This is a genomic window from Thauera propionica, from assembly GCF_002245655.1.
GTDB lineage: Bacteria > Pseudomonadota > Gammaproteobacteria > Burkholderiales > Rhodocyclaceae > Thauera > Thauera propionica.
On the sequence record NZ_NOIH01000009.1, the window covers coordinates 89,589 to 111,630 of the forward strand.

Annotated in this window: 23 protein-coding genes, 1 tRNA gene and 1 other RNA gene; 7 read left to right on the top strand and 18 right to left on the bottom strand. The window is 65.4% G+C overall.

The genetic code is table 11. The features are described 5' to 3' along the window. Positions 1-126 precede the first annotated feature (126 nt). From acuI to ssrA, 3 genes are all read left to right on the top strand, one after another. On the top strand, positions 127-1,110 hold the full coding sequence (gene acuI / locus CGK74_RS09530; protein WP_094268294.1) for an acrylyl-CoA reductase (NADPH): 984 nt from the start codon (positions 127-129) through the stop codon (positions 1,108-1,110). Positions 1,111-1,178: 68 nt separating this feature from the next. Beyond that, complete coding sequence (locus CGK74_RS09535) at positions 1,179-1,757, top strand: peroxidase-related enzyme (protein WP_094268295.1); 579 nt, start codon at positions 1,179-1,181, stop codon at positions 1,755-1,757. Positions 1,758-1,804: 47 nt separating this feature from the next. Continuing rightward, positions 1,805-2,132: a transfer-messenger RNA gene (gene ssrA / locus CGK74_RS09540) on the top strand. Between the two features lie 259 nt (positions 2,133-2,391). Here ssrA and CGK74_RS09545 read toward each other — a convergent pair. The 3 genes from CGK74_RS09545 to CGK74_RS09555 all read right to left on the bottom strand — a co-directional run bounded on the left by CGK74_RS09545 (position 2,392) and on the right by CGK74_RS09555 (position 4,262). Next, positions 2,392-3,474, bottom strand: coding sequence for a type I restriction endonuclease (locus CGK74_RS09545; protein WP_094268256.1), 1,083 nt, complete (start codon positions 3,472-3,474; stop codon positions 2,392-2,394). A 99-nt stretch (positions 3,475-3,573) separates the two neighbouring features. Next, positions 3,574-3,996: a thermonuclease family protein gene (locus tag CGK74_RS09550; RefSeq protein ID WP_094268257.1), complete on the bottom strand. Its 423-nt coding sequence runs from the start codon at positions 3,994-3,996 to the stop codon at positions 3,574-3,576. After that, the gene (locus CGK74_RS09555; protein WP_094268258.1) at positions 3,996-4,262 is read right to left on the bottom strand and encodes a helix-turn-helix domain-containing protein; all 267 of its coding nucleotides are present in this window, start codon (positions 4,260-4,262) and stop codon (positions 3,996-3,998) included. Before CGK74_RS09555 ends, CGK74_RS09550 begins: the two co-directional genes overlap by 1 nt. A gap of 208 nt (positions 4,263-4,470) precedes the next feature. Between CGK74_RS09555 and CGK74_RS18770 the strand changes: the two genes are divergently transcribed. Together CGK74_RS18770 and CGK74_RS09560 are read left to right on the top strand one after the other, a co-directional pair. Then, positions 4,471-5,025, top strand: coding sequence for a GIY-YIG nuclease family protein (locus CGK74_RS18770; protein ID WP_133091821.1), 555 nt, complete (start codon positions 4,471-4,473; stop codon positions 5,023-5,025). 4 nt (positions 5,026-5,029) lie between these two features. Further along, complete coding sequence (locus CGK74_RS09560) at positions 5,030-5,695, top strand: SOS response-associated peptidase (protein WP_094268296.1); 666 nt, start codon at positions 5,030-5,032, stop codon at positions 5,693-5,695. 80 nt (positions 5,696-5,775) lie between these two features. Here the strand turns inward: CGK74_RS09560 and CGK74_RS09565 are convergent. The 4 genes from CGK74_RS09565 to rpsU all read right to left on the bottom strand — a co-directional run bounded on the left by CGK74_RS09565 (position 5,776) and on the right by rpsU (position 10,112). Next, positions 5,776-5,854 (bottom strand) — tRNA-Ile (locus CGK74_RS09565). 9 nt (positions 5,855-5,863) lie between these two features. Further along, positions 5,864-7,858, bottom strand: coding sequence for an RNA polymerase sigma factor RpoD (gene rpoD, locus CGK74_RS09570; RefSeq protein ID WP_094268259.1), 1,995 nt, complete (start codon positions 7,856-7,858; stop codon positions 5,864-5,866). A gap of 48 nt (positions 7,859-7,906) precedes the next feature. Beyond that, entirely contained in the window at positions 7,907-9,763 is a 1,857-nt protein-coding gene (gene dnaG, locus CGK74_RS09575) for a DNA primase (RefSeq protein WP_094268260.1), read from the bottom strand. A 136-nt stretch (positions 9,764-9,899) separates the two neighbouring features. Continuing rightward, positions 9,900-10,112: a 30S ribosomal protein S21 gene (gene rpsU / locus CGK74_RS09580; RefSeq protein WP_004260978.1), complete on the bottom strand. Its 213-nt coding sequence runs from the start codon at positions 10,110-10,112 to the stop codon at positions 9,900-9,902. A 136-nt stretch (positions 10,113-10,248) separates the two neighbouring features. On the opposite strand from rpsU, the gene tsaD reads away from it, so the two are divergent. Then, entirely contained in the window at positions 10,249-11,283 is a 1,035-nt protein-coding gene (gene tsaD / locus CGK74_RS09585) for a tRNA (adenosine(37)-N6)-threonylcarbamoyltransferase complex transferase subunit TsaD (protein WP_094268261.1), read from the top strand. Between the two features lie 20 nt (positions 11,284-11,303). Here tsaD and plsY read toward each other — a convergent pair whose 3' ends face one another. Continuing rightward, a complete protein-coding gene (gene plsY / locus CGK74_RS09590) occupies positions 11,304-11,909 on the bottom strand; it encodes a glycerol-3-phosphate 1-O-acyltransferase PlsY (RefSeq protein WP_206186228.1) in 606 nt (201 codons plus the stop codon). 125 nt (positions 11,910-12,034) lie between these two features. On the opposite strand from plsY, the gene CGK74_RS09595 reads away from it, so the two are divergent. Then, complete coding sequence (locus CGK74_RS09595; protein ID WP_004260958.1) at positions 12,035-12,409, top strand: dihydroneopterin aldolase; 375 nt, start codon at positions 12,035-12,037, stop codon at positions 12,407-12,409. Positions 12,410-12,475: 66 nt separating this feature from the next. Here the strand turns inward: CGK74_RS09595 and CGK74_RS09600 are convergent, their stop codons facing one another. From CGK74_RS09600 to CGK74_RS09645, 10 genes are all read right to left on the bottom strand, one after another. Next, positions 12,476-12,838: an H-NS histone family protein gene (locus CGK74_RS09600; RefSeq protein WP_094268297.1), complete on the bottom strand. Its 363-nt coding sequence runs from the start codon at positions 12,836-12,838 to the stop codon at positions 12,476-12,478. Positions 12,839-13,015: 177 nt separating this feature from the next. Further along, positions 13,016-13,504 (bottom strand): Cys-tRNA(Pro) deacylase, encoded by a 489-nt coding sequence (ybaK, locus tag CGK74_RS09605; protein ID WP_094268263.1) that lies wholly within the window; start codon positions 13,502-13,504, stop codon positions 13,016-13,018. A gap of 52 nt (positions 13,505-13,556) precedes the next feature. Beyond that, complete coding sequence (gene xerD / locus CGK74_RS09610) at positions 13,557-14,486, bottom strand: site-specific tyrosine recombinase XerD (protein ID WP_094268264.1); 930 nt, start codon at positions 14,484-14,486, stop codon at positions 13,557-13,559. Next, positions 14,483-14,950 (bottom strand): methylated-DNA--[protein]-cysteine S-methyltransferase, encoded by a 468-nt coding sequence (locus CGK74_RS09615; protein WP_094268265.1) that lies wholly within the window; start codon positions 14,948-14,950, stop codon positions 14,483-14,485. The genes xerD and CGK74_RS09615 overlap by 4 nt, the downstream gene beginning before the upstream one ends. Positions 14,951-14,981: 31 nt before the next feature. After that, the gene (locus CGK74_RS09620; RefSeq protein ID WP_094268266.1) at positions 14,982-15,560 is read right to left on the bottom strand and encodes a chalcone isomerase family protein; all 579 of its coding nucleotides are present in this window, start codon (positions 15,558-15,560) and stop codon (positions 14,982-14,984) included. A 31-nt stretch (positions 15,561-15,591) separates the two neighbouring features. Then, a complete protein-coding gene (locus CGK74_RS09625; protein WP_094268267.1) occupies positions 15,592-16,869 on the bottom strand; it encodes a glutamate-5-semialdehyde dehydrogenase in 1,278 nt (425 codons plus the stop codon). Positions 16,870-16,927: 58 nt separating this feature from the next. Then, positions 16,928-17,938: a DNA polymerase III subunit delta gene (gene holA, locus CGK74_RS09630; protein ID WP_094268268.1), complete on the bottom strand. Its 1,011-nt coding sequence runs from the start codon at positions 17,936-17,938 to the stop codon at positions 16,928-16,930. Positions 17,939-17,966: 28 nt separating this feature from the next. Further along, entirely contained in the window at positions 17,967-18,524 is a 558-nt protein-coding gene (locus tag CGK74_RS09635) for an LPS-assembly lipoprotein LptE (protein ID WP_094268269.1), read from the bottom strand. Between the two features lie 10 nt (positions 18,525-18,534). Next, on the bottom strand, positions 18,535-21,162 hold the full coding sequence (gene leuS, locus CGK74_RS09640) for a leucine--tRNA ligase (RefSeq protein ID WP_094268270.1): 2,628 nt from the start codon (positions 21,160-21,162) through the stop codon (positions 18,535-18,537). Positions 21,163-21,428: 266 nt separating this feature from the next. Beyond that, positions 21,429-21,755, bottom strand: coding sequence for a hypothetical protein (locus CGK74_RS09645; protein WP_094268271.1), 327 nt, complete (start codon positions 21,753-21,755; stop codon positions 21,429-21,431). Between the last annotated feature and the right edge of the window lie 287 nt (positions 21,756-22,042).

Consider the following 22,042-nt stretch of genomic DNA (forward strand, 5'->3'; position numbering starts at 1 on the left):
CGGCAGTCCGACATTATCACCCGAGACAGGGGCTTCGGCCCAGTCCCGTCGCGTGTCGCACGCATCGGTTACCATCTTCGGACCAATACGTAGATGCGGCCCGTCGGGGCCATGGAGGACGACACGATGTTCAAGGCGGTCTTGATCGAGAAGGACGATGCCGGCTACCGCGCCGGCCTGTGCGAGCTGGACGATGCGGCGTTGCCCGAGGGTGACGTCACGGTGAGGGTCGAGTATTCGACGCTCAACTACAAGGATGGTCTCGCGATCACCGGCAGGGGGCCGGTCGTGCGCAAGTTCCCGATGGTGCCGGGCATCGACCTTGCGGGCACGGTCGAGGCGAGCAGTCACCCGGGCATTGCGGTGGGCGATCGTGTGCTGCTCAACGGCTGGGGCGTGGGCGAGGGCCACTGGGGCGGCCTGGCGCAACGTGCGCGGCTCAAGGGTGAATGGCTTGTGCCCTTGCCGGCGGCCTTCACGGCCCGCCAGGCGATGGCCATCGGCACGGCAGGCTACACCGCGATGCTGTGCGTCATGGCGCTCGAGCGCCACGGCGTGACGCCCGACAAGGGCGAGGTGCTGGTAACCGGCGCGAACGGCGGTGTCGGCAGCGTCGCAGTAGCCTTGCTCGCCAGGTTGGGCTACACGGTCGTGGCGTCGACTGGGCGCCCAGACGAAGCGGATTACCTCAAGGCGCTGGGGGCGGCGGAGATCGTCGATCGCGCTCAGTTTGCCGCGCCGGGCAAGCCGCTGGCGCGCGAACGCTGGGCGGGGGCGGTCGACACCGTCGGCAGCCACACGCTCGCCAACGTCTGCGCAAGCACCAGGTATCGCGGCACGGTCGCGGCCTGCGGCCTCGCGCAGGGCATGGAGCTGCCGGCCACGGTCGCCCCCTTCATCCTGCGGGGCGTGACACTGGTGGGCATCGACAGCGTGATGGCGCCGCGCGAGGAACGCATCGAAGCCTGGCGCCGCCTCGCGCGCGACCTCGATCCCGCCAGGCTGGAACTCATGACCCGTGAGATCGGGCTGGGCGAGGCCATCGACACCGCTGCTGCGTTGCTCGAAGGCAAGGTGCGTGGTCGTGTCGTGGTCGACGTGAATCGCTGACGAACTTCAATCCCGCGGTGGCGCGCTGCCCGCCGCCGCGCATCGACATCACTGAGGAGACGCTTCACATGACCGACCGTATCAGCCGCTTTGCCATCCCCGATCTAGCCGACGTGCCCGAGGACGTGCGCAACCGCATCCTCGCCGTGCAGGAAAAGGCGGGATTCGTGCCCAACGTGTTCCTGATGCTGGCTCACCGGCCGGCGGAGTTCCGTGCCTTCTTCGACTACCACGACGCGCTGATGGAAAAGGACGTCGGCCTGACCAAGGCCGAGCGCGAGATGATCGTCGTCGCCACCTCCGCCGCCGGTCAGTGCCTCTACTGCGTCATCGCCCACGGCGCGGTGCTGCGCATCCGCGCCAAGAACCCGCGCATCGCCGATCAGCTCGCCACCAACTATCGCAAGGCCGAGATCACCCCGCGCCAGCGCGCCATGCTCGACTTCGCCGTCAAGCTCTCCACGCGGGGCGGCGAGATCGAGGACGCCGACCTTGCCGTGCTGCGCGAACACGGCTTCGACGACGAGGCCATCTGGGATATCGGCGCCATCGCCGCCTTCTTCGCGATGAGCAACCGCCTCGTGCACCTCACCGGCACGCCGCCCAACGAGCCCTTCTACCTGATGGGCCGCGTCCCCAAGAGCTAAGCCTGGGGCGGGGCGACAGACCTGCTTACAACTGAATGACCGGCCCGGCGCCCCAAGGCATTGAATGCCGGGCCGTCAGTGCGTAACATGGCGCCCATGGTTGTAATCCCGGCAATCTGGAGGCGTTCTGGACAGGGGTTCGATTCCCCTCACCTCCACCCAAGGGCATTCGGGAGTGCGTTTGGGTGGGGGTGTACTGGTTTCGACAGGGCGGGCAAAGGTGAGCAGGCAACCCGAGAGGCGACGGACGTAATCCGCGCAAAACCACAAACGCCAACGATGAGCGTTTCGCACTGGCCGCTTAAGGCCTATGCCGAGGCTGCTTGAGCCTTGTTACCAAAGAAAAGCCGGTGGGGACTTCGGTCCCCATCGTCACGTCTACGGCCCGCGTTCGTCGGGTCAGTAATCCGTCTCGATGCGTTCGCCGGTCTTGCGGTGGATGTACCAACCCTTGCGCAGTACGTTGCCGTTGTAGATGTAGGCCTCCTAGAAATCGCCCCCGGCTGGTGGTGGTCGGGCATCTCTATGGTGCAATCGGTCCGTCTATAGGTGACGCTACAGCAACGTCGAGCGCCCTGCGTGCGCAGTCGAGCCAACCCCGGCGCTGGTGGCCGAGGCTCGGCTTTCTGCTCTCTCAGAGGTAGTAGCCCACTGTCGTCCGCAACTGGTCGGCGAAGTTGTAGATGTCGTCGACTGACTCGATCGGGTTCCGAGTCTCGTTCTTCTCTTGGTCGAAGGTCCCGAGGTACTTCTGGCCGCGGTTGAAGTGCAGGCGGCAGATCGGCTTCCGGTTGTTGTCATCGAGGATCACACCGCAGTAGCTCTGGGTGTCCCGCATGACGATTCGCTTCACATCAACTGCAGACCTGACGATCGCTTTCACGATATGGAAGCCCTCCATCTCCTCGATGGTGGTGGTGACCTTGTCCTCGGGCTCGTCCTTGGTCGCTTCGTTACCTGCTTCCGCGGGGCTGTCGGTGGCCGGCACGGTGACCGGCTTGGTGCCGCTGATCGCGGATTTCAGGCGCTCGTTCACTTGATCGCTCAGGTACTGCGCGGTCGCCTTCTTGGTGAGTTCGGCGAACTGCTCGCGCACCTTCTGCGTGATCGTCCCCTCATAAACGTGGGTTGCGATGAACCGGACGAAGTCGTCGCTCGGCGTCGAGAACTCGCTCGCGATGAGCCGCTTGATCTGGCCGATGAACTTCAGTTCACCAGCGGCGCTGATGATCGACTCGACGTCGAACGCGACCTTCGTGAGCTTCGCCAGCTCGGGCACGACGTGCTCGTCTATATCGAGCAGGTCCAGCTCGAGGAACGGCTTCTCGTCCATCTTGTTCGGCTGGTCGAGGTCGGTGAAGAACTTGTAGACCTGCCCGTTCGTAAGGATGGCGATGCGGGCGCTCGTGACGTGGAAGTAACGGAAGAGCTGGCCTGCGTGATTAACGTTCAGTGGCTCGCCGAGCTTCTTGCACTCGAAGAGGATTTGGACCTCGCTCGACTTCAGGATCGCGTAGTCGATCTTCTCGCCCTTCTTGGTGCCGACGTCGCAGACGAACTCCGGCATGACCTCAGTCGGGTCGAAAACGTCGTACCCGAGCACGGTCGCAATGAACGGCATGATGAAGGCGTTCTTCGTCGCTTCCTCGGTCTGGATCGCGGCGCCCTGCTGGCGAATCTTCGACGCAAGGTTATTCAGCTTCTCTACGAGTTCCATGCCGTCCTCTTATCGGTATCGAATCTGCGCATGCTAGAGCGGATCACCAGTTTCGGGCAACAAACGTGCCCCTCATTGATTGCTGGGCGGTACCGGCGCTCAGGAACGTTTGCGCCAGTCCCACGGAGCGGTCGGGCTCCGATCCGCCCATAGTCCGCGGCCGCTGCTGCGCGCCTCGTCCTGCAGGCGGTACAGAGTCCTGTCCTTCGCGTAGCGGTCATACACCCACGCCATGCCTCGGCGTATCTGGGCGGCGTTCGCATCCACGCCATCGCAGGACACACGGCCGACGATGCGCTTGTAGCGATCGACGTCGATCACTCGTACCTCGGCACGCTTCTCATGGCACAACTCGCCCAACGACTGCCTGGAGCGGGTGCCGAAGGCCTGCTTCTTCTCCGGGGCGTCGATCTCCGCGAGCCGCACCTTCACCTGTTGAAAGTCCTCGTTTAGGACGGTCAGCGTGTCGCCGTCGGCGATAGCGACGACGAGGCCGACAATGAGCGCTGCGGTTCCTGGCACTACTTGGCCTCGCCTTGGGCGGCCTTGGCCTTCTTCTTTGGGTTCCCGAGTGTGCGCAGCTCGCCGAAGATCGCCGCGGCCTTGGCGTCGGTACCGAAGGCGATGTTCAGGAGCACCTGGACGGGGTCGGGGATCTCGCGGCCAGACTCGTACCGGCTGCCGCCGCTCTGAGTGGTCTGGAAGGGAGTCCAGAAGTCGGACTGATTGAGGTGCAGCTTGCGGCGGAGTTCGCGGACCTCGGCGCCGGTGTAGATCTTGATTTTCATTGGGCAGGTATTCCTTTGATTCCAGCGGTCATATTCTAGCGGGGTCGGGTGGGCATTCCGCCCGCAGGAGAAACCGGCGGTCGCCTTGACGAGGGTGGGGGGTGTGGGCGTACTTTGAATATGGCAAAGAATCGCTGCTCAGGCCGGTTAACGCTACCCGCGGCGCGATGTTCCTTGCTTGACTGTGACTGCTGGGAGGCGGGGAGATATGGACGCAATCGAAGTGACGACCATGCTGCTGGCCCAACCAAGACGTGCACTGACCGGGATCAGTCTGCCCGACGTGTCTGGGGTGTACGCATGGTGGTTCGCGGGCGCCTCAAAGGGGGGTGGCACACTTCAGTTTCAAGAAGCTTGCCCGCTCTATGTTGGGCTCGCGCGCAATCTGGCGGCTCGCGAGATGAAGCAGCATCTAAGTGACACGGGTACGAGTTCCTCGACTCTGCGGCGCTCGCTTGGGGCGCTCTTCAAGGACGAGTGGCAGCTTGTTGTTTACCCTCGCGGCCGAGGAGCGGCTCGTCGCGACTTCTCGCACTATCGTTTCGACGAGGCGGGGGAAAAGCGCCTTACGCAGTGGATGCGCGAAAACCTCTCCGTTTCAATCCTTCCGCTAGACCATCCTGGTCGCTACGAGGGTTATCTCATCAGAGCACTTTCGCCTCGCCTCAATCTGACCGGCTATCAAAACCCTTACGGTGCATTGATTCGGGCAGCTCGGAGAAGTTGTGCTGAAGAGGCGCGAGCTCGGGGCCGCGAGGAGTAGATCTGTGTGCGGTCGCTATGCTCTGTATGGCCCTCATTCGCGCCTGCGGGAACAGTTCGGCGTCGAGTCTGCTGACCTCGAGGAGCGCTACAACATCGCGCCGTCGCAGGACGCGCCGATCGTGCGCTGCGGCGCCGACGGAGAGCGCGAGCTGATCTCCGCACGCTGGGGCTTGCTACCGTCCTGGGTGAAGGAGCCTGGAAAGCTCGCCCAGCCCATAAACGCGAAGGTCGAGACCGCGGGCGAGAAGCCGATGTTCAGGCACGCGTTCAAGCGGTCGCGCGTGCTCGTACCGGCGTCGGGGTTCTACGAGTGGGTGCCAGTCGCTGGGTACAAGCAGCCGTACTTCATCCGGCCCGTCGGCGGTGAGGCTCTGTTCGGCTTCGGCGGTCTCGTCGAGCACTGGGACGGCCCCGAGGGGCAGGTTCTCACCTTCGCGATTCTGACAGCAGCGGCGAACGATCTGGTGCGACCGATCCACGATCGGATGCCGGTCATCATTCGTCCCGAGGACTACGCTGCCTGGCTGGATCACGATGTCACCGATGGGCTCGTGGTGCGCGAGCTCGCCGGCGAGTATCCATCCGACGAGATGGAGGCCTATCAGGTTAGTCGAGCGGTTGGAAGCCCCCGGTCGCAGGGTCCGGAGTTGGTCGAGCCGATCGGCTGAAAATGGCTACACCCTGGCTACACAGCCTCTGAAAAGCAAAACGCCAGCCCCGAAGGACTGGCGTAAGTGCTTGATGTTGCTGGTGGGCCCCCTGGGAGTCGAACCCAGCACCAACGGATTATGAGTCCGCTGCTCTAACCAGGCATGAGCTAGAGGCCCGGTGAGGCTTTACTGGTCGCTATCCAGGAAGCTGCGGAGCTTCTCCGAGCGGCTCGGGTGGCGCAGCTTGCGCAGGGCCTTGGCCTCGATCTGGCGGATGCGCTCGCGGGTGACGTCGAACTGCTTGCCGACTTCTTCCAGCGTGTGGTCCGTGTTCATCTCGATGCCGAAGCGCATGCGCAGCACCTTCGCTTCGCGCGGGGTGAGCGAGTCGAGCACTTCGCCGGTGGCGTCGCGCAGGCCGGAGTACATCGCCGCCTCGGCCGGTGCGAGGGTCGCGGTGTCCTCGATGAAGTCGCCCAGATGCGAGTCGTCGTCGTCGCCAATCGGCGTCTCCATGGAGATGGGCTCCTTGGAGATCTTCATGATCTTGCGGATCTTCTCCTCGGGCATCTCCATCTTCTCGGCCAGCGTGGCGGGATCCGGCTCCTGGCCGGTCTCCTGCAGGATCTGGCGGCTGATGCGGTTCATCTTGTTGATCGTCTCGATCATGTGCACCGGGATGCGGATGGTGCGCGCCTGGTCGGCGATCGAGCGCGTGATGGCCTGGCGGATCCACCACGTGGCGTAGGTCGAGAACTTGTAGCCGCGGCGGTATTCGAACTTGTCCACCGCCTTCATCAGGCCGATGTTGCCTTCCTGGATCAGGTCGAGGAACTGCAGGCCGCGGTTGGTGTACTTCTTGGCGATCGAGATCACGAGGCGCAGGTTGGCCTCGGTCATCTCGCGCTTGGCGCGGCGCATCTTGGCTTCGCCGGTAGACATCTGACGGTTGATGTCCTTCAGTTCCTTCAGCGGAATGCCGAGCTTGTCCTGCAGGTCGATGAGCTTCTGCTGCTCTTCCAGCACCGCCGGGTGGATGCGCATCAGGCCTTCGGCGTAGTTCTTGCCGGTGGCGATCTCGTCCTTGAGCCAGTCGAGGTTGGCTTCCTGACCCGGGAAGACCTTGATGAAGTGGGTCCGCGGCATGCCGGCACGATCGACGCACAGTTGCAGGATCTGGCGCTCGTGGCCGCGTACCTGCTCGACCATGTGGCGCACCGAGTCGCACAGCTTCTCGATGGCCTTGGCGGTGAAGCGGATGTTCAGCAGTTCGTCCGAGATCTGCTGCTGCAGCAGCAGGTAGTGGGTGTCCTGCGAGCCGCGCTTCTGCAGGGCGTCCATCTGCTTGGCGTAGAGCTCGCGGATGGCGGCGAAGCGGGCGAGGGCGTCGTTCTTGAGCTGCAGCAGCGAGGCCGCGTTGGCGCTCTCGGCGCTGGCGCCGTCGTCGTCTTCGTCTTCGTCGGCCTCGTCCTCTTCGGCTTCCTCGTCGGCCGCGGCGCTGGTGTCCTCGACGTCGCTGTCGGCAGCGGCTTCGGCTCCCTCGCTGGCGTTGGGGTCGATCAGGCCGTCGACCAGCTCGTCGATCTTGGCTTCATCGGCGGCGATCCGGTCGACGATCGCGAGCATCTCGGCGATCGTGGTGGGGCAGGCGGAGATGGCCTGCACCATGTGCTTGAGGCCGTCTTCGATGCGCTTGGCGATCTCGATCTCGCCTTCGCGGGTCAGCAGCTCGACCGTGCCCATCTCGCGCATGTACATGCGCACGGGGTCGGTGGTGCGGCCGAACTCGGAGTCGACCGAGGACAGGGCCTGTTCGGCTTCCTCTTCGGCGACGTCTTCATCGACGTTGGTCGCGACGCTGTCCGACATGAGCAGGTCTTCGGCGGCGGGAGCCTCGTCGTAGACCTGGATGCCCATGTTGTTGAAGGTGGCGATGATGCCTTCGATCTGTTCGGCGTCGGCGACATCGTCGGGCAGGTGGTCGCTGATCTCGGCGTACGTGAGATAGCCGCGCTCCTTGCCGAGCGTGATCAGCGTCTTCAGCCGCGTGCGGCGCACTTCTGCGTCAAGCGGTGCTGCGACGGGGCTTTCGACGACCTGTGCGGCCTTGTCCTTCGCTTTGGAGGTCCGGCCTTTCGGGCTGGCCTTGCGCGGCGAATCCTTGGCTGTTTCGCGTGCCATAGCACTCCTCAGGTGAGGGTGTAAGAAAATGGGAAACCGAAAATTGTACTATAAATCTGAGACTTTCGACGCATTCGAGAGTTCGCGCTTCTCCAGAAGCAGCTCGGCCAGACGATGGCGCCCGGCCGGGTCGAGACCGTGTTCGCGGTCCCGCTGCAGCAGCGCGGCGATCTCGCTGGCGAGGCTGTCGGCATGCAGTTTTCTCAGGCTGTCCTCGAACAGGATCTCGACAATCGCCTCGTCGAATTCGGCGTCGACGAGTTCTGCTGCGACGCGCGACAGCGTTTCGCCGTGCGGGGTGTCGCGGAAGCGTTCGATGAGGGCGCCGAGTCCGCCCGCCGGGACGGGCTCGCCCAGGCTCAGCAGGTCGATGATGGCGATGAGCGCAAGGCCTTCCGGGCTGTCGGACGGGACCAGGTCGACCGGCAGGCGTGCGGCCCAGGTCGGGTGCTGGAGTACCAGTCGCAGCAGTGTGCCCGCGGTCGAAGGCGGCTTGCGTCTGCCGACGGGGCGCGGGCGAAACGCGCCTTCCCGTCTGCGCTTGCCGGCGAAGGGCGGGCGGGGCGCGTCATCAAAGGGCGGGCTGGCTTGCGGTTCGGTGCGTCGGGGTTGTCGATCCCGCTTGGCAGGTGCCGAGAGGCCGAGGGCGTGCTCGACCTCCGCTTGCGTCAGTCCGCTTTCTTCGGCCACCGACTTGATGACCTGCAGCCGCAGCAGGGGCGCGCCGATGCGATTGACGAGCGGCGTCGCCTCGTGCACGAAGGCGGCGCGGCCCTCGGCGGCGTCCATGTCGTGACGACTGCGCAACTCCTCGATCAGGAAGCGTGCCAGCGGCTTTGCGGCAGTGGCCGCCTTGCGGAAGGCGTCGGCCCCTTCCGCGCGTACGAAGGAGTCGGGGTCATGCTCGGTCGGCAGGAACAGGAAAGCCAGTGTCGCGTCGTCACGCAGGGATTCCAGTGCATTCTCCAGCGCGCGCCACGCGGCGCGGCGACCTGCGGCGTCGCCGTCGAAGCAGAACACGACGCGGTCCGTCTGGCGCAGCAGGGTGTGAACGTGTTGCGGCGTGGTCGCCGTGCCGAGCGTGGCGACGGCATTGGCGATGCCGTATTGCGCGAGCGCGACCACGTCCATGTAGCCTTCGACCACGACGGCAAAGCCCTCGTCGCGGATCGGTTTCTGTGCCAGGTAAAGGCCGTAGAGCTCGCGGCCCTTCTCGAACAGCGGTGTCTCGGGGGAGTTGAGGTACTTCGGCTCTCCCTTGTCCAGGATGCGTCCGCCGAAGGCGATGATGCGCCCGCGACGGTCGTGGATCGGGAAGATGATGCGGTCGCGGAAGCGGTCGTAGCGGCGGCCCTGGTCGTTGTCGATGACCAGGCCGGCGTCGGCGAGGGTCTTTGCCTGATAGTCGGGGAAGACTTTCTGCAGGGCCTGCCAATCGTCAGGCGCGTAGCCGAGGCCGAAGCGTGCGGCGATCTCGCCCGACAGGCCGCGGCGCTTCAGGTAATCGATTGCGTGGCGGGCGGGCTTCAGTTGTTCGCGGTAGAAGCGCGCAGCGAGGCCCATCGCCTCGTACAGGCGTTCGCTGGTGTCGTCCTGCGGACTGGCGCTGCGCCCGTCGTCGGGGACCTGCAGGCCGACCTGTGCGGCCAGTTCCTTGACTGCGTCGACGAAGCCGAGTCCGCTGTATTCCATCAGAAAGCCGAGGGCGCTGCCGTGCACGCCGCAACCGAAGCAGTGGTAGAACTGCTTGGATGGACTGACCGAGAACGAAGCGGACTTCTCGCCGTGGAAGGGGCAGCAGGCGAAGTAGTTTGCGCCGCTCTTCTTTAGTGGCACATAGCGTTCGATGACGTCGACGATGTCGACGCGCGACAGCAGTTCCTGAACGAAGGACTGAGGGATCATCGTACGCGGGCGAGCGGGGCTGGCGGGCCGTCGTGATGACGGGCCGGAACTGACGCGGGAAAAGCATCACGCCGGGCGAAGGTCGAGTGACCTTCGCCCGGCGTGCGGGCAACCGGAAAACCGGATACGGAGTGTATCAGTACAGCTTCGGCGGCAGCATCTGGCTGCGCAGGCGCTTGTGATTGCGCTTCACTGCGGCGGCCAGCTTGCGCTTGCGCTCGGCGGTGGGCTTCTCGTAGAACTCGCGCGAGCGCAGTTCGGTCAGCACACCGGTCTTTTCGATGGTGCGCTTGAAGCGGCGGATCGCAACTTCAAACGGCTCGTTTTCCTTGACGCGGATACCGGGCATTGCGGACTTCCTTGGGTGTCTGGTGGGCAGAAAGACGGCGAATATAAACCACGCGCCAGGCGATGGCAAGCACCCCGTGCGCAGAAGATGCAGGTCGCGGGTTAAAATGCGGCATCGAATCAAACGGATGCAAGCAATGAAAGTGTTGGGGATCGAGACTTCCTGCGATGAGACCGGTGTGGCGATATACGACACCGAGGCAGGCTTGCTGGCTCATTGCCTGCACTCGCAGATCGACCTGCACGCGGCCTACGGCGGCGTCGTGCCCGAACTGGCGTCGCGAGACCACATCCGGCGCTTGCCGGTCCTGCTGAAGCAGACGCTGGAAGCGGCGGGGCTCGATGGCGGCGAACTGGACGCCGTCGCCTATACGTCCGGGCCTGGCCTCGCGGGGGCGCTGCTCGTCGGAGCCAGCGTTGCCGAATCCTTCGCGATGGCGCGCGGCATCCCTGCGCTGCCAGTGCATCACCTCGAAGGACACTTGCTGTCGCCGCTGCTGTCGGACGATCCCCCGGCGTTTCCCTTTGTCGCCCTGCTGGTCTCGGGCGGCCACACGCAACTGATGCGGGTGCGCGGTGTGGGCGACTATGCCTTGCTGGGCGAATCCGTCGACGACGCCGCCGGCGAGGCCTTCGACAAGACGGCGAAACTGCTGGGGCTCGGTTATCCGGGTGGGCCGCAACTGGCGCAGCTGGCGGCGCAGGGCGTGGCCGGGCGTTTCCGTTTGCCGCGGCCGATGCTGCACTCCGGCGATCTCGACTTCAGCTTTTCCGGTCTCAAGACGGCGGTGCTGAACGTGGTGTCCGGGCCGGACTGGGATCCAGCGAGGATGGCGGACCTCGCCGCCGAATTCCAGGAGGCGGTGGTCGAGGTGCTGTGCGTGAAGGCGCTCGCCGCGCTGAAGAAGGTGGGCCTCAAGACCTTGGTCGTGGCCGGCGGCGTGGGGGCGAACCGCAGATTGCGCGAGGTGCTCGATGCTGCGCTGGCCAAGCGCGGCGGCCGCGTGCATTACCCCGAGCCGGCCCTCTGCACGGACAACGGCGCGATGATCGCGTTTGCCGGCGCAATGCGACTGGCGGCGGGCGAGCGTGGGCGTGGCGAGCCAGCCGTGCGCATTCGGCCGCGCTGGCCGTTGGTGGAATTGCAGCCGCCGCAGGGCGCAGCGGTCTGATCAGCCCGCGGCGGGAAGCCTCAGTCGGCCTTTGGTTTCTTTCCGCCGCCGATCTTGCCCTCGGTGCCGGCGCGAAGGCGCTGGATGTTGGGTGCGTGGCGCCACACCAACACGGCAGCCATGACCAGAAGCACGATCACGCTGGCCTGCGGCCCGAGGAAGAGGAGGCCGGCCAGCGGGGCGGCTACGGCTGCCGACAGCGCGGCGGCTGACGAGTAGCGGGTGGTGAAGGCGACCGCCAGCCACACCAGCGCGCACAGGATCGCGATGCGGCCGTCCACGCCTGCCAGCACCCCGAGCGCCGTTGCCACACCCTTGCCGCCGTTGAAGCGCAGGAAGATGGTGAATACGTGGCCGAGGAAGGCGGCCAGTCCGGCCAGGGCCGCTTCCGTGGGGCTGAAGCCCATCCGCGATGCGGCCCACACGGCCAGCCAGCCCTTCAGGCAGTCGCCGACCAGCGTCAAAACGGCCGCGCCCTTGTTGCCGCTACGCAGCACGTTGGTGGCGCCCGGATTTCCCGAGCCGTACTTGCGGGGGTCTTCCAGCCCGAACAGCTTGCTGGTGACGATGGCGAAAGGAATCGAGCCGAGCAGATAGGCGGCGACCAGCAGGACAAGCAGGGACATCATTGCTCCACGTCTCCCGACCTGGCGGAAGACGAATGCAGAAAAGGTTCGGCGTGGGGGCGTGGGCAGCGCTGTCGGCAGGCCCGCGCAGGATAGAATCGCAGCGATTCTAAACGGGAACCAGCATGGATTTCATCTTCATCGAGGAACTGCGCGTAAAGGCCTGGGTCGGCATTTACGCCCGTGAGAAGACCGGGCCGCAGACGGTCGAGCTCAATCTCACCTTCGGTGTTCCCGACGCCGCCGCCGAGCATGACGATATTGCCGACACGATCGACTATGCGGTGGTAACGCAGCGCATTCGCGAGGAACTGGGGCAGCGCCATTTCAACCTGATCGAAAGCCTGGGCGAATTCGTCGTGCGCATGCTGTTCGATGAATTTGGCGCGCCCTGGGTCAAGCTGAAGGTGGCCAAGATTGGGGTGATGAAGGACGTGCGCCGAGTCGGGGTATTCATTCAGCGCGGACGGGACGGCAGCTTGCCGCCGCATACCGGCTGAGCCAGATGAAAAACGCCGGATGGAGCCCGTGGCTTCCATCCGGCGATTCGATCAGGCGGTGCGAAATCAGGCGGCCAGATCTTCCATTGCCTTGCCCTGCGCGACCCAGTCGAGGACCCACTGCGGGCGACGGCCATGGCCGCTCCAGCCCTGTGCCGGGTTGGCGGGATTGCGATACTTCACCACCGGGGCGGCCTTGGCCTTCTTGGCGCCGGCACGGCGACGCGTGCCCTTGGGCGCAGCCTTCGTATCGGATGCGGCGGCCGGGGTTTCGAGCAGGTCGTCGAGCGTCAGGCCTTCTTCGGCGGCCATCTTCTGCACTCGCTTCAGCAGGTTGCGGCGCGTGGTGTCGCTGCGGCGGCGGATTTCGTTTTCAATCTTCGCCGCCAGACGGCGCAATTCGGGAAGCGAGTAATTCGACAGATCCATCATTTCTCCTTTGTGCATTTGTATTCGTGTGTCTGTCCGCGATCTCGTCGCCGTAGATGCAGCACTCGATGCACAGCAACGGGAAATCACGTTCCGGATTCTGCCAGCAATTCAAGAGAAGGCGGATGATTTTTATTTGTCAGGGCAATTGTCCGTGGATATTGCGTGACCATTTTCTCAATTGGCCACTTCGACCAGTGTGGGTTTCAGTACCCGAAGAATGTCGTGCGGGTGAAGGCCAACCAGGAAGCCACGGCGCCCGCCGTTGATGTAGACCAGCGGCAGATCCAGAATCGTCCGTTCCATATACACCGGCATCGTCTTGCGCGTGGCAAACGGCGACGTGCCACCCACCAGGTAGCCCGTATGGCGATTGGCGACTTCGGGTTTGCAGGGCTCGACATGCTTGCAGCTGATCTGGCGTGCGAGTTCCTTGGTCGATACCTTCCGGTCGCCGTGCATCAATACGACCAGGGGTCGTGCATTCTCGTCTTCCATGATCAAGGTCTTGACCACGGCGTGCTCGCTGACATTGAGTTCACGCGATGAGACGGTGGTGCCGCCGTGTTCCTCGTATTCGTAAAGATGGTTCGAATGGGCGACGCCATGCTGGCGCAGGAAGCGGGTGGCCGGCGTTTCCGGCGCGTGGGTGTTCTGTCGGCTCATGGTGAATTTCCAAATGGACCATTGACGCGCGCCAATTGAATTTGGCGTTCAGTCAGGCGCGCGGGTGATGTCTCGCATGCAGTTGCTTCAGACGCTCGCGGGCAACGTGGGTATAGACCTGTGTCGTCGAAATGTCGGCGTGGCCGAGCAGCAACTGGACCACGCGCAAGTCGGCGCCGTGATTGAGCAAATGAGTCGCGAATGCATGGCGCAGCGTGTGTGGTGAAATGCGCTCGGCGGGAATGCCGGCAATTGCGGCGTTTTGCTTGATGATGCGCCAGAACATTTGCCTTGTCATGCCTGCGCCTAGGCGGGTCACGAATACTTCATCGCATTGCCGTCCCGCGAGCAGGGCGGGACGGGCTTCGCGCACATAGCGCACGATCCAGTCCGCGGCGATTTCGCCCAGCGGCACGAGGCGTTCCTTGCTGCCTTTGCCCATTACCCTGACCACGCCCTGATCGAGACTGACGGCAAAGAGCTTGAGCCCGATCAGCTCGGAAACGCGCAGGCCTGCGGCGTAGATCACCTCGAGCATGCAACGGTCGCGCAGGCCCTGCGGCGTGTCGACGTCGGGCGCAGCCAGCAATGACTCGACCTGGGCTTCGCTCAGCGTCTTCGGAAAGCGCTGTCCGGGCAGTGGCGGGTCGAGCACCAGGGTCGGGTCTTCCGCGATCTCGCGGTTGGCGAGCAGGTGGCGGTAGTAGCGCCGCCAGGCGGCCAGCAGGCGGCGCTGGCTCGCGGGCTTTGCGTGCAGGCTGAATTCCGCCAGATAGGCGGCCAGATCGGCTGCCTGCGCTGCCGGCAGTGCTGTGCCGCGCGTGTCCAGCCAGGCGGCAAAATGGGCGAGGTCGCTGCGATAGCCTGACAGCGTGTTGCGTGCCAGACCGTGCTCCAGCCAGAGACTGTCGGTGAAACGGTCGAGTTCCGCGCGGGTGTGGGCGGGCAGCCTTTCCTCGGCCGAGGTCGGCCGACTGCTCACAGGGCGCCCTCGTGCCGCAGCAGCCAGCGCTTGACCTCGAGCAGCCAGCCGTCGCTTGCGTTGGCGAAGCCGCCAAGCCCCGCGGCCGAGGTGACGCGGTGGCAGGGTACGACCAGCGGATAGGGGTTGGCGCCGCAGGCCTGACCCACGGCACGCGCGGCACTGCCAAGAACTTGGGCGAGGTCGCCGTAGCGGCGCGTCTGCCCGGCCGGGATGGCCGAGATCTCCGCCCAGACCCGGCGCTGGAATGCCGTGCCGCGCGACCTCAGTGGCAGCGGGAAGATGCGGCCTGGGTCATCGATCCAGTCCCGCAGCGCTTGCGCTGCCGCGCCCGCCGAGTCGTTCGCGGGCGGCTGCAGCGGCGAGTCCGGCGGCAGGAACACCAGTTCGCTGACCGTGCCATCCGCGGCGCGGATGCCGAACGGCCCGAAAGGCAGCGCAATCACTGCGTCGAACGGCTGCATCCGGACCTCGGCAGGCGTCCCTGTCACCGCCTTACTTCTTGCGCTTGAGCAGGTCTTCCTTGAGGTCGGAGTCTGCGGGGCGTTCGCCGATCCAGATCCGCAGCAAGGCGGGGTAGAGGGCCGGGTCGGCGATGTCGCTCCGCACTTGACCGTTGATCAGCAGGCGGGTCGAGCCGTCGGCGAGCTGATCGAGGATGAGCTCGGTGCCCGACTTGGCCTCGCCGCCGCCCAGTACGGCGGCCAGCAGCGCATCGGTGGAAGGCTTGAGGGTGGCCAGCGTGGCGGCATCGTGGTTGCGCTCGAGGCCGGCGCGCAAGGCATCGGCGAACTGCTTCGCCTCCAGGTCGCGGATCATGACGATTCGGATCCGCTTTTCGCCCGTGTCCTGCAGCAGGGCTGTGGCGTCGGTGGCCGGAGTGCGCACGTAGAGCCCCATAGCATAGACCTTGAAGGTCAGCCGGGTACGCAGGCCGGCGCCGTTGAGTTCGAGCGCGCCGTTCTCGAGCGCCTCCTGGGACTTGAAACCGATGCCGGCGACTTCGATGGCGGCGTGGGCGATGCTGGCCGACATCAGGGCGGCGGCCAGCAGGGTGCGAGCGAATGGCTTCATGTGGCGAGGGTCGGGTTGGGGAGAGGGGAGGTCAGCGACGGATTTCGCCGTTGCCGAAAACGATCCATTTCTGGCTGGTCAGTCCTTCTAGGCCGACCGGGCCGCGGGCGTGGATCTTGTCGGTGGAGATGCCGATCTCGGCGCCCAGGCCGTACTCGAACCCGTCGGCAAAGCGGGTCGAGGCATTCACCATCACCGAGGACGAATCCACCTCGCGCAGGAAGCGCATTGCGTGGGTGTAGTTCTCGGTGACGATGGCTTCGGTGTGGCCGGAACTGTAGGCGTTGATGTGGGCGATCGCGTCGTCCAGACCGTCCACAAGTTTCACGGCGATGATCGGCGCGAGGTACTCCTCGCGCCAGTCGTCCTCGGTGGCGGCGACGAGCTTACCGGAATCAATGCCGGCGTCCTTTAGCAGGGCGAGCGAATCGGCGCAGCAGCGCATCTCCACGCCCTTGCCAGCGAGCATGCGGCCGATCTCGGGCAGGTAGATGTCGGCGACGTTACGCGCGACCAGCAGCGATTCGGCGGTGTTGCAGGTGCCGTAGCGCTGGGTCTTGGCGTTCTCGACGATGGGCACCGCCTTGGCAGGATCGGCCTCGTCGTCGATATAGACGTGGCAGTTGCCGTCGAGGTGCTTGATCACCGGCACGCGTGCGTCCTTCGAGATGCGTTCGATCAGGCCCTTGCCGCCGCGCGGCACGATCACGTCGACGTACTCGGGCATCGTGATCAGTGCGCCGACGGCTTCGCGGTCGGTGGTCTCGACCACCTGCACTGCGTGCTCGGGCAGCCCGGCTGCGATGAGGCCGGCGCGCACGCAGGCGGCGATGGCGCGGTTGGCGTTGATCGCTTCCCTGCCGCCGCGCAGGATTGCGGCGTTGCCGGACTTCAGGCACAGCGCGGCAGCGTCCGCGGTGACGTTGGGGCGGGCCTCATAGATGATGCCGATCACGCCCAGCGGCACGCGCATCTTGCCGAGCTGGATGCCGGAGGGGCGGCGCTTGATGTCGGTCATCTCGCCCACCGGGTCGGGCAGGGCGGCAACCTGTTCGAGACCGATTGCCATCGCTTCCACGCCCTTGTCGTTGAGTGTCAGGCGGTCGATCAGTGCAGGCTCGAGGCCGGCTGCGCGTGCATCGGCGAGGTCCTGCACGTTGGCCGCGAGCAGTTCGCTGCGACGGGCGCGGATCTCGGCGGCCATCGCCAGCAGCGCGGCATTCTTGGCTTCGGTCGAGGCGGCGGCCAGCACGCGCGAGGCGGCGCGGGCCTGGCGGCCGAGGGTCTGCATGTAGTTCTGGATATCCATCGCGGTGTCGGGGGTGTCGAGCCAAAAAGCAATTAAAACACCGAACGCCGCGCCGGGGCTATGGGCGCTGCGCCAGTCGCAGCGCGAGCTGCAGGAACTCGTCCCACACGTCGCCCGGCACCAGTCCCTTGATCATGCGGTCGATGCGCGCGGCGTGCATCAGCGCGGCGCGCAGCGCACCCTGGCTGAGCCGGCCGAGCGCACGGCCGACGGCCTGCTGGCGGCGCGGGTCGAAGATGCGCTCGGCCTTGAGCAGCGCGGGCAGCGGCTGGCCGGCGTCGCGCCCGGCGCACAGGTTGGCGAGGCTGCGTGTCTCGTTGGCCAAGGCCCACAGCACCAGCGGTGGCGCCGCGCCTTCGCCCTTCAGTCCGTAGAGCAGGCGGGCGCAGCGCGCGGGGTCGCCTTCGACGACGGCCTGGCGCAGCTTGTCGATGTCGAAGCGCGCGACGTTGAGCACGGCGTCCTGCACCTGATCGAGCGTCAGCGCGCCTTCGGGGTGCAGCAGACCGAGCTTCAGGATCTCCTGGTGCGCGGCGAGCAGGTTGCCTTCGACATGGTCCGCGATGAAGGCGAGCGCATCGGCGCTGGCGGTCTGCTTCTGCGCCGCCAGCCGACGCCCGATCCACTCGGGCAGGCGCTCGCGTTCCGGGGCGTTGAGCTCGATGCAGTTGCCGGCTTCGGACACGGCCTTGAACCAGCTCGTCTTGCGCGCCTGCCAGTCGAGCTCGGGCAGGGTGATCAGGGTCAGCGTCTGCATCGGCAGGCTGGCGACATAGCGTTGCAGTGCGTCGCCGCCGTCGCGGCCGGGCTTGCCCGTCGGGATGCGCAGGTCGATGAGTTTGGCGCCGCCGAACAGCGACAGGTTGCCTGCCGCCAGCGTCAGCGCGTCCCATTTGAAACCCTGGCCGACGACCAGGGTTTCACGTTCCTCGAAGCCCTGCCGCCGGGCGGCGGCACGGATCGCATCGGCGGCCTCGAGTACCAGCAGCGGCTCGTTGCCGTGCAGCAGCCAGAGCGGCGCCAGCGGCTTGTCGAGCAGGGCGGGGAGCTGGTCGGGGCGCAGGTTCAAGGGACGAGGTGGCGTCGGTCGGGCGTCGTCAGCTGGCGCGCTCGGCAGCGGCGAGACGGCGCATCATCTGCTGCAGCAGGTCCTTCTGCATGTCCTCGTAGAGCAGGGTTTCCTCCTGCGCCTTGCCGAGGACCTGGGAGTCGTCGAAAGTGTATTCGCGCGACGCGGACATCGAGGTGGGCGGGATCACGGCCTTGCCGCTCTTGTCGAGCAGCTGGAAGCGCAGCGTCTGCCGGAGCTGGTATTCGCGCACCTTGCCGGCGCCGGTGAGGCTCAGGATCTCGCGTCCGCGATCGATGCCGAGGATCTGCAGCCGGGCGTCGGCCTGCGCGGCATCCTCGACAATGGTCGTGCTGCCGGTCGTGGCGATCAGGCGTCGAATGCTGGCGCCGAGTTCGGTGAGCTCGCCGACGTTGACGTGCAGTGTGGCGAAGTCCAGGCGCTGCGGTCCGCGCAGCCGGAAGCCGCAGCCCGACAGCAGCAGGCCCGCCAGGCCGGCGCCGCCGAGCAGCAGGCGCCGCCGCGCCGGTGAGGCGATTGCGGTCGTGTCACCGGCCGGCAGGACGGCATGCTTGCGGCTGTGCATGGTGCAGTCCTCAGGCGACGATGTTGACCAAGCGACCTGGCACGACGACGACCTTCTTCGCCGGCCTGCCTTCCATGAACTTCTGCGCGGCTTCCGAGGCCAGCGCCAGCGCCTCGATGTCCGCCTTCGCCGCATCGGCGGCGACCTTGATGCTGCCACGCAGCTTGCCGTTGACTTGGACCATCAGCTCGATCTCGTCCTGCTTGAGCGCGTCTTCGCTGACTTCGGGCCACTGCGCGACCAGGATGTCGGCGCCGAAGCCGCAGTCCTTCCACAGTGCGTGGCAGATGTGCGGGGTGATCGGCGACAGCAGGCGCAGCAGGATGGAGAAACCTTCGTCGGCCACTTCAGCGTGTGCAGCGGGCTCGCTTCCGGCCAGATCCTTGTGCGCCTTCTCTAGCGCATTGAGGATCTTCATCGCCGCCGACACCACGGTGTTGAACTGGTGCTTGCCGAAGTCGTAGCTCGCCTGCTTGAGATGGGTGTGGATTTCGCGGCGCACGTCGGCCGCCGCCGCGGGCAGCGTGTTGGCAGCGAGCTTGCGCTCGCTCGGCAGCGCGGCGCGCGTCTCGCTGGCAAAGGCGTGGCCGTAGTTCCAGACCCGGCGCAGGAAGCGCGAGGCGCCCTCGACGCCGGAGTCGGACCACTCGAGCTGCTGGTCGGGCGGGGCGGCGAAGATGATGAACAGGCGCGCGGTGTCGGCGCCGTACTGGTCCACCAGCGACTGCGGGTCGACACCGTTGTTCTTCGACTTCGACATCTTCTCGGTGCCGCCGATGACGACCGGCAGGCCGTCGGACTCGAGCTTGGCGGCGACGATGCGGCCGCGCTCGTCACGCTCGACCACCACGTCGGCCGGATTGATCCACTGCTTCTTGCCGCCGTCGAGCTCGCGGTAATAGGTCTCGGCCACCACCATGCCCTGGGTGAGCAGGGCGCTGAAGGGCTCGGAGACATTGACCAGACCGCAGTCGCGCATCGCGCGGGTGAAGAAGCGCGAGTAGAGCAGGTGCAGGATGGCGTGCTCGATGCCGCCGATGTACTGGTCGACCGGCGCCCAGTAATTGACGCGCTCGTCCACCATCGCGCTCGTGCTGTCGGCGCAGGCGTAGCGCAGGAAGTACCAGGACGACTCGACGAAGGTGTCCATGGTGTCGGTTTCGCGCTTGGCCGGCTTGCCGCACTTGGGGCAGGCGCATTCGTAGAATTCGGGCATCTTGGCCAGCGGAGAGCCGCGACCGGTGACCTCGACGTTCTCGGGCAGCACCACCGGCAGTTGCTCGTCCGGCACCGGCACGTCGCCGCAGTCGGCGCAGTGGATCATCGGGATCGGGCAGCCCCAGTAGCGCTGGCGCGAGATGCCCCAGTCGCGCAGGCGGTACTGCACGCGCTTGGCACCCAGGCCCTTGGCAGCGAGGTCGGCGGCGATCGCATCGACCGCGCCCTGGAAATCCAGGCCGTCGTACTTGCCGGAGTTCACCAGATGGCCGTATTCGGCGTAGGCGTCCTGCCAGGGCGCGACGGTGTCGGTGTAGGCGTCCGAGCCCACCACCATGCGGATCGGCAGTTCGTACTTGGTGGCGAAGGCGAAGTCGCGCTCGTCGTGCGCCGGCACCGCCATCACCGCACCTTCGCCGTAGCCCATCAGCACATAGTTGGCGACCCAGACCTCGAGCGGCTCATCGCTGAGCGGGTGGCGCACCTTGAGGCCGGTGGGCATGCCCTTCTTTTCCATCGTGGCGATGTCGGCTTCGGCGACGCCGCCGCGCTTGCATTCCTCGATGAACTCGGCGAGCGCCGGGTTGCTGGTGGCGGCCTGGGTGGCAAGCGGATGCTCGGCGGCCACGGCAACGTAGGTCGCGCCCATCAGGGTGTCCGCACGGGTGGTGAACACCTTCAGCGCGCCTTCGTGGCCGATGCTGGAGAGGTCGTACGGGAAGCTGATCTCCACCCCTTCCGAGCGCCCGATCCAATTCTTCTGCATCAGCTTGACCTGTTCGGGCCAGTTCGGCAGATCGTCGAGTGCGGACAGCAGTTCGTCCGCGTAGGCGGTGATCTTCATGTAGTACATGGGGATCTCGCGCTTCTCGACCAGCGCGCCCGAGCGCCAGCCGCGGCCGTCGATGACCTGCTCGTTGGCGAGCACGGTCTCGTCGACCGGGTCCCAGTTCACCGTGCCGAGGCGCTTGTAGATCAGGCCCTTCTCGAACAGGCGGGTGAACAGCCACTGCTCCCAGCGGTAGTACTCGGGGGTGCAGGTGGCGAGCTCGCGCGACCAGTCGATGGCGAAGCCGAGGCGCTTGAGTTGCGCCTTCATGTACTCGATGTTGGCGTAGGTCCACTTCGCCGGCGGCACGTTGTTCTGGATCGCGGCGTTTTCGGCGGGCATGCCGAAGGCGTCCCAGCCCATCGGCTGCAGCACGTTGAAGCCCTTCATGCGGTGGAAGCGCGCGAGCACGTCACCGATGGTGTAGTTGCGCACGTGCCCCATGTGCAGTTTGCCCGAGGGGTAGGGGAACATCGACAGGCAGTAGTACTTGGGCTTGCTCGCGTCTTCCGTCACTCGAAAGGCGTCGGTGGAGTCCCAGTGCTGCTGGGCGGCCGTCTCGACGGCGGCGGGCTGGTATTTGTCCTGCATGAGCGTGCGCGTGGGGCTGAAAGCGTTGAAAACGCGCGAGTATACCGCGAAGCCGGCAACCGCCGTGCAGGCGTGCTCAGGAAGTGATGACCGGCGCTCCGTCGGGCGTGGACAAAAAAATGGCACCCCGCCGCGAGGCGGGATGCCAAATCTCCATTGAAGGAGAGGGAGGGAGACCTGGGCGCGCAGCCATGGGCTGTGCGCCGCAATTCGGGTCTGGCGCTTGCTCTGGTGGGCAGGCTGCCGGGTGTGAGGACAGCGTCGCTTCAGGCAGCCTTGCGCGGAACGCCCAGGTTGCGTTGCCAGTTGGCGTTGATGGCCGAGAAGACGTCTTCCATCGCCAGCAGCGGCAGGCGCCACATGCGAGCCTGGCTTTGCACGAAGGGCAGGACCTTGGGGGCGCACAGGGTGTTGCGCTCCTCATCGAGCAGGCGGACAAAGACGTCCATGCAGGCGCCCCAGTATTCCGAGTTGCCGACCCAGCCGGTTTCGGCGGTGGCTTCGCGTACTGCCTTGCGCCACAGCGCTTCAGCACGTTCGGTCGAAATTCCCGCTTTGCGGGCATGCCAAGGAAGCAGTTTCGGCGTTTTCATGATCTGTTCTCCGTTGGGGCGATGATCGGGCCCCGTTCCCTGCGCAAGCCTTCTGGGCTACGCAAACCGAGGGATTATGGTGTGCCGCAATATCAGGTGGCGGCATCTCTGTTGGGACTGATTCTACGGTTGTTTAGGGTAGGAAACCGTGAATTCGTTCCGCATCAACTCAAACAAAATGTTGCTATGCACAACATCAAGTTAGCTGCCAGAGCAGGGCGTGGCAAGTCACATGTTGTTGCGACGCAACAAAAACCATTCGCATATTATGCGTCTCGCTTCGTGGA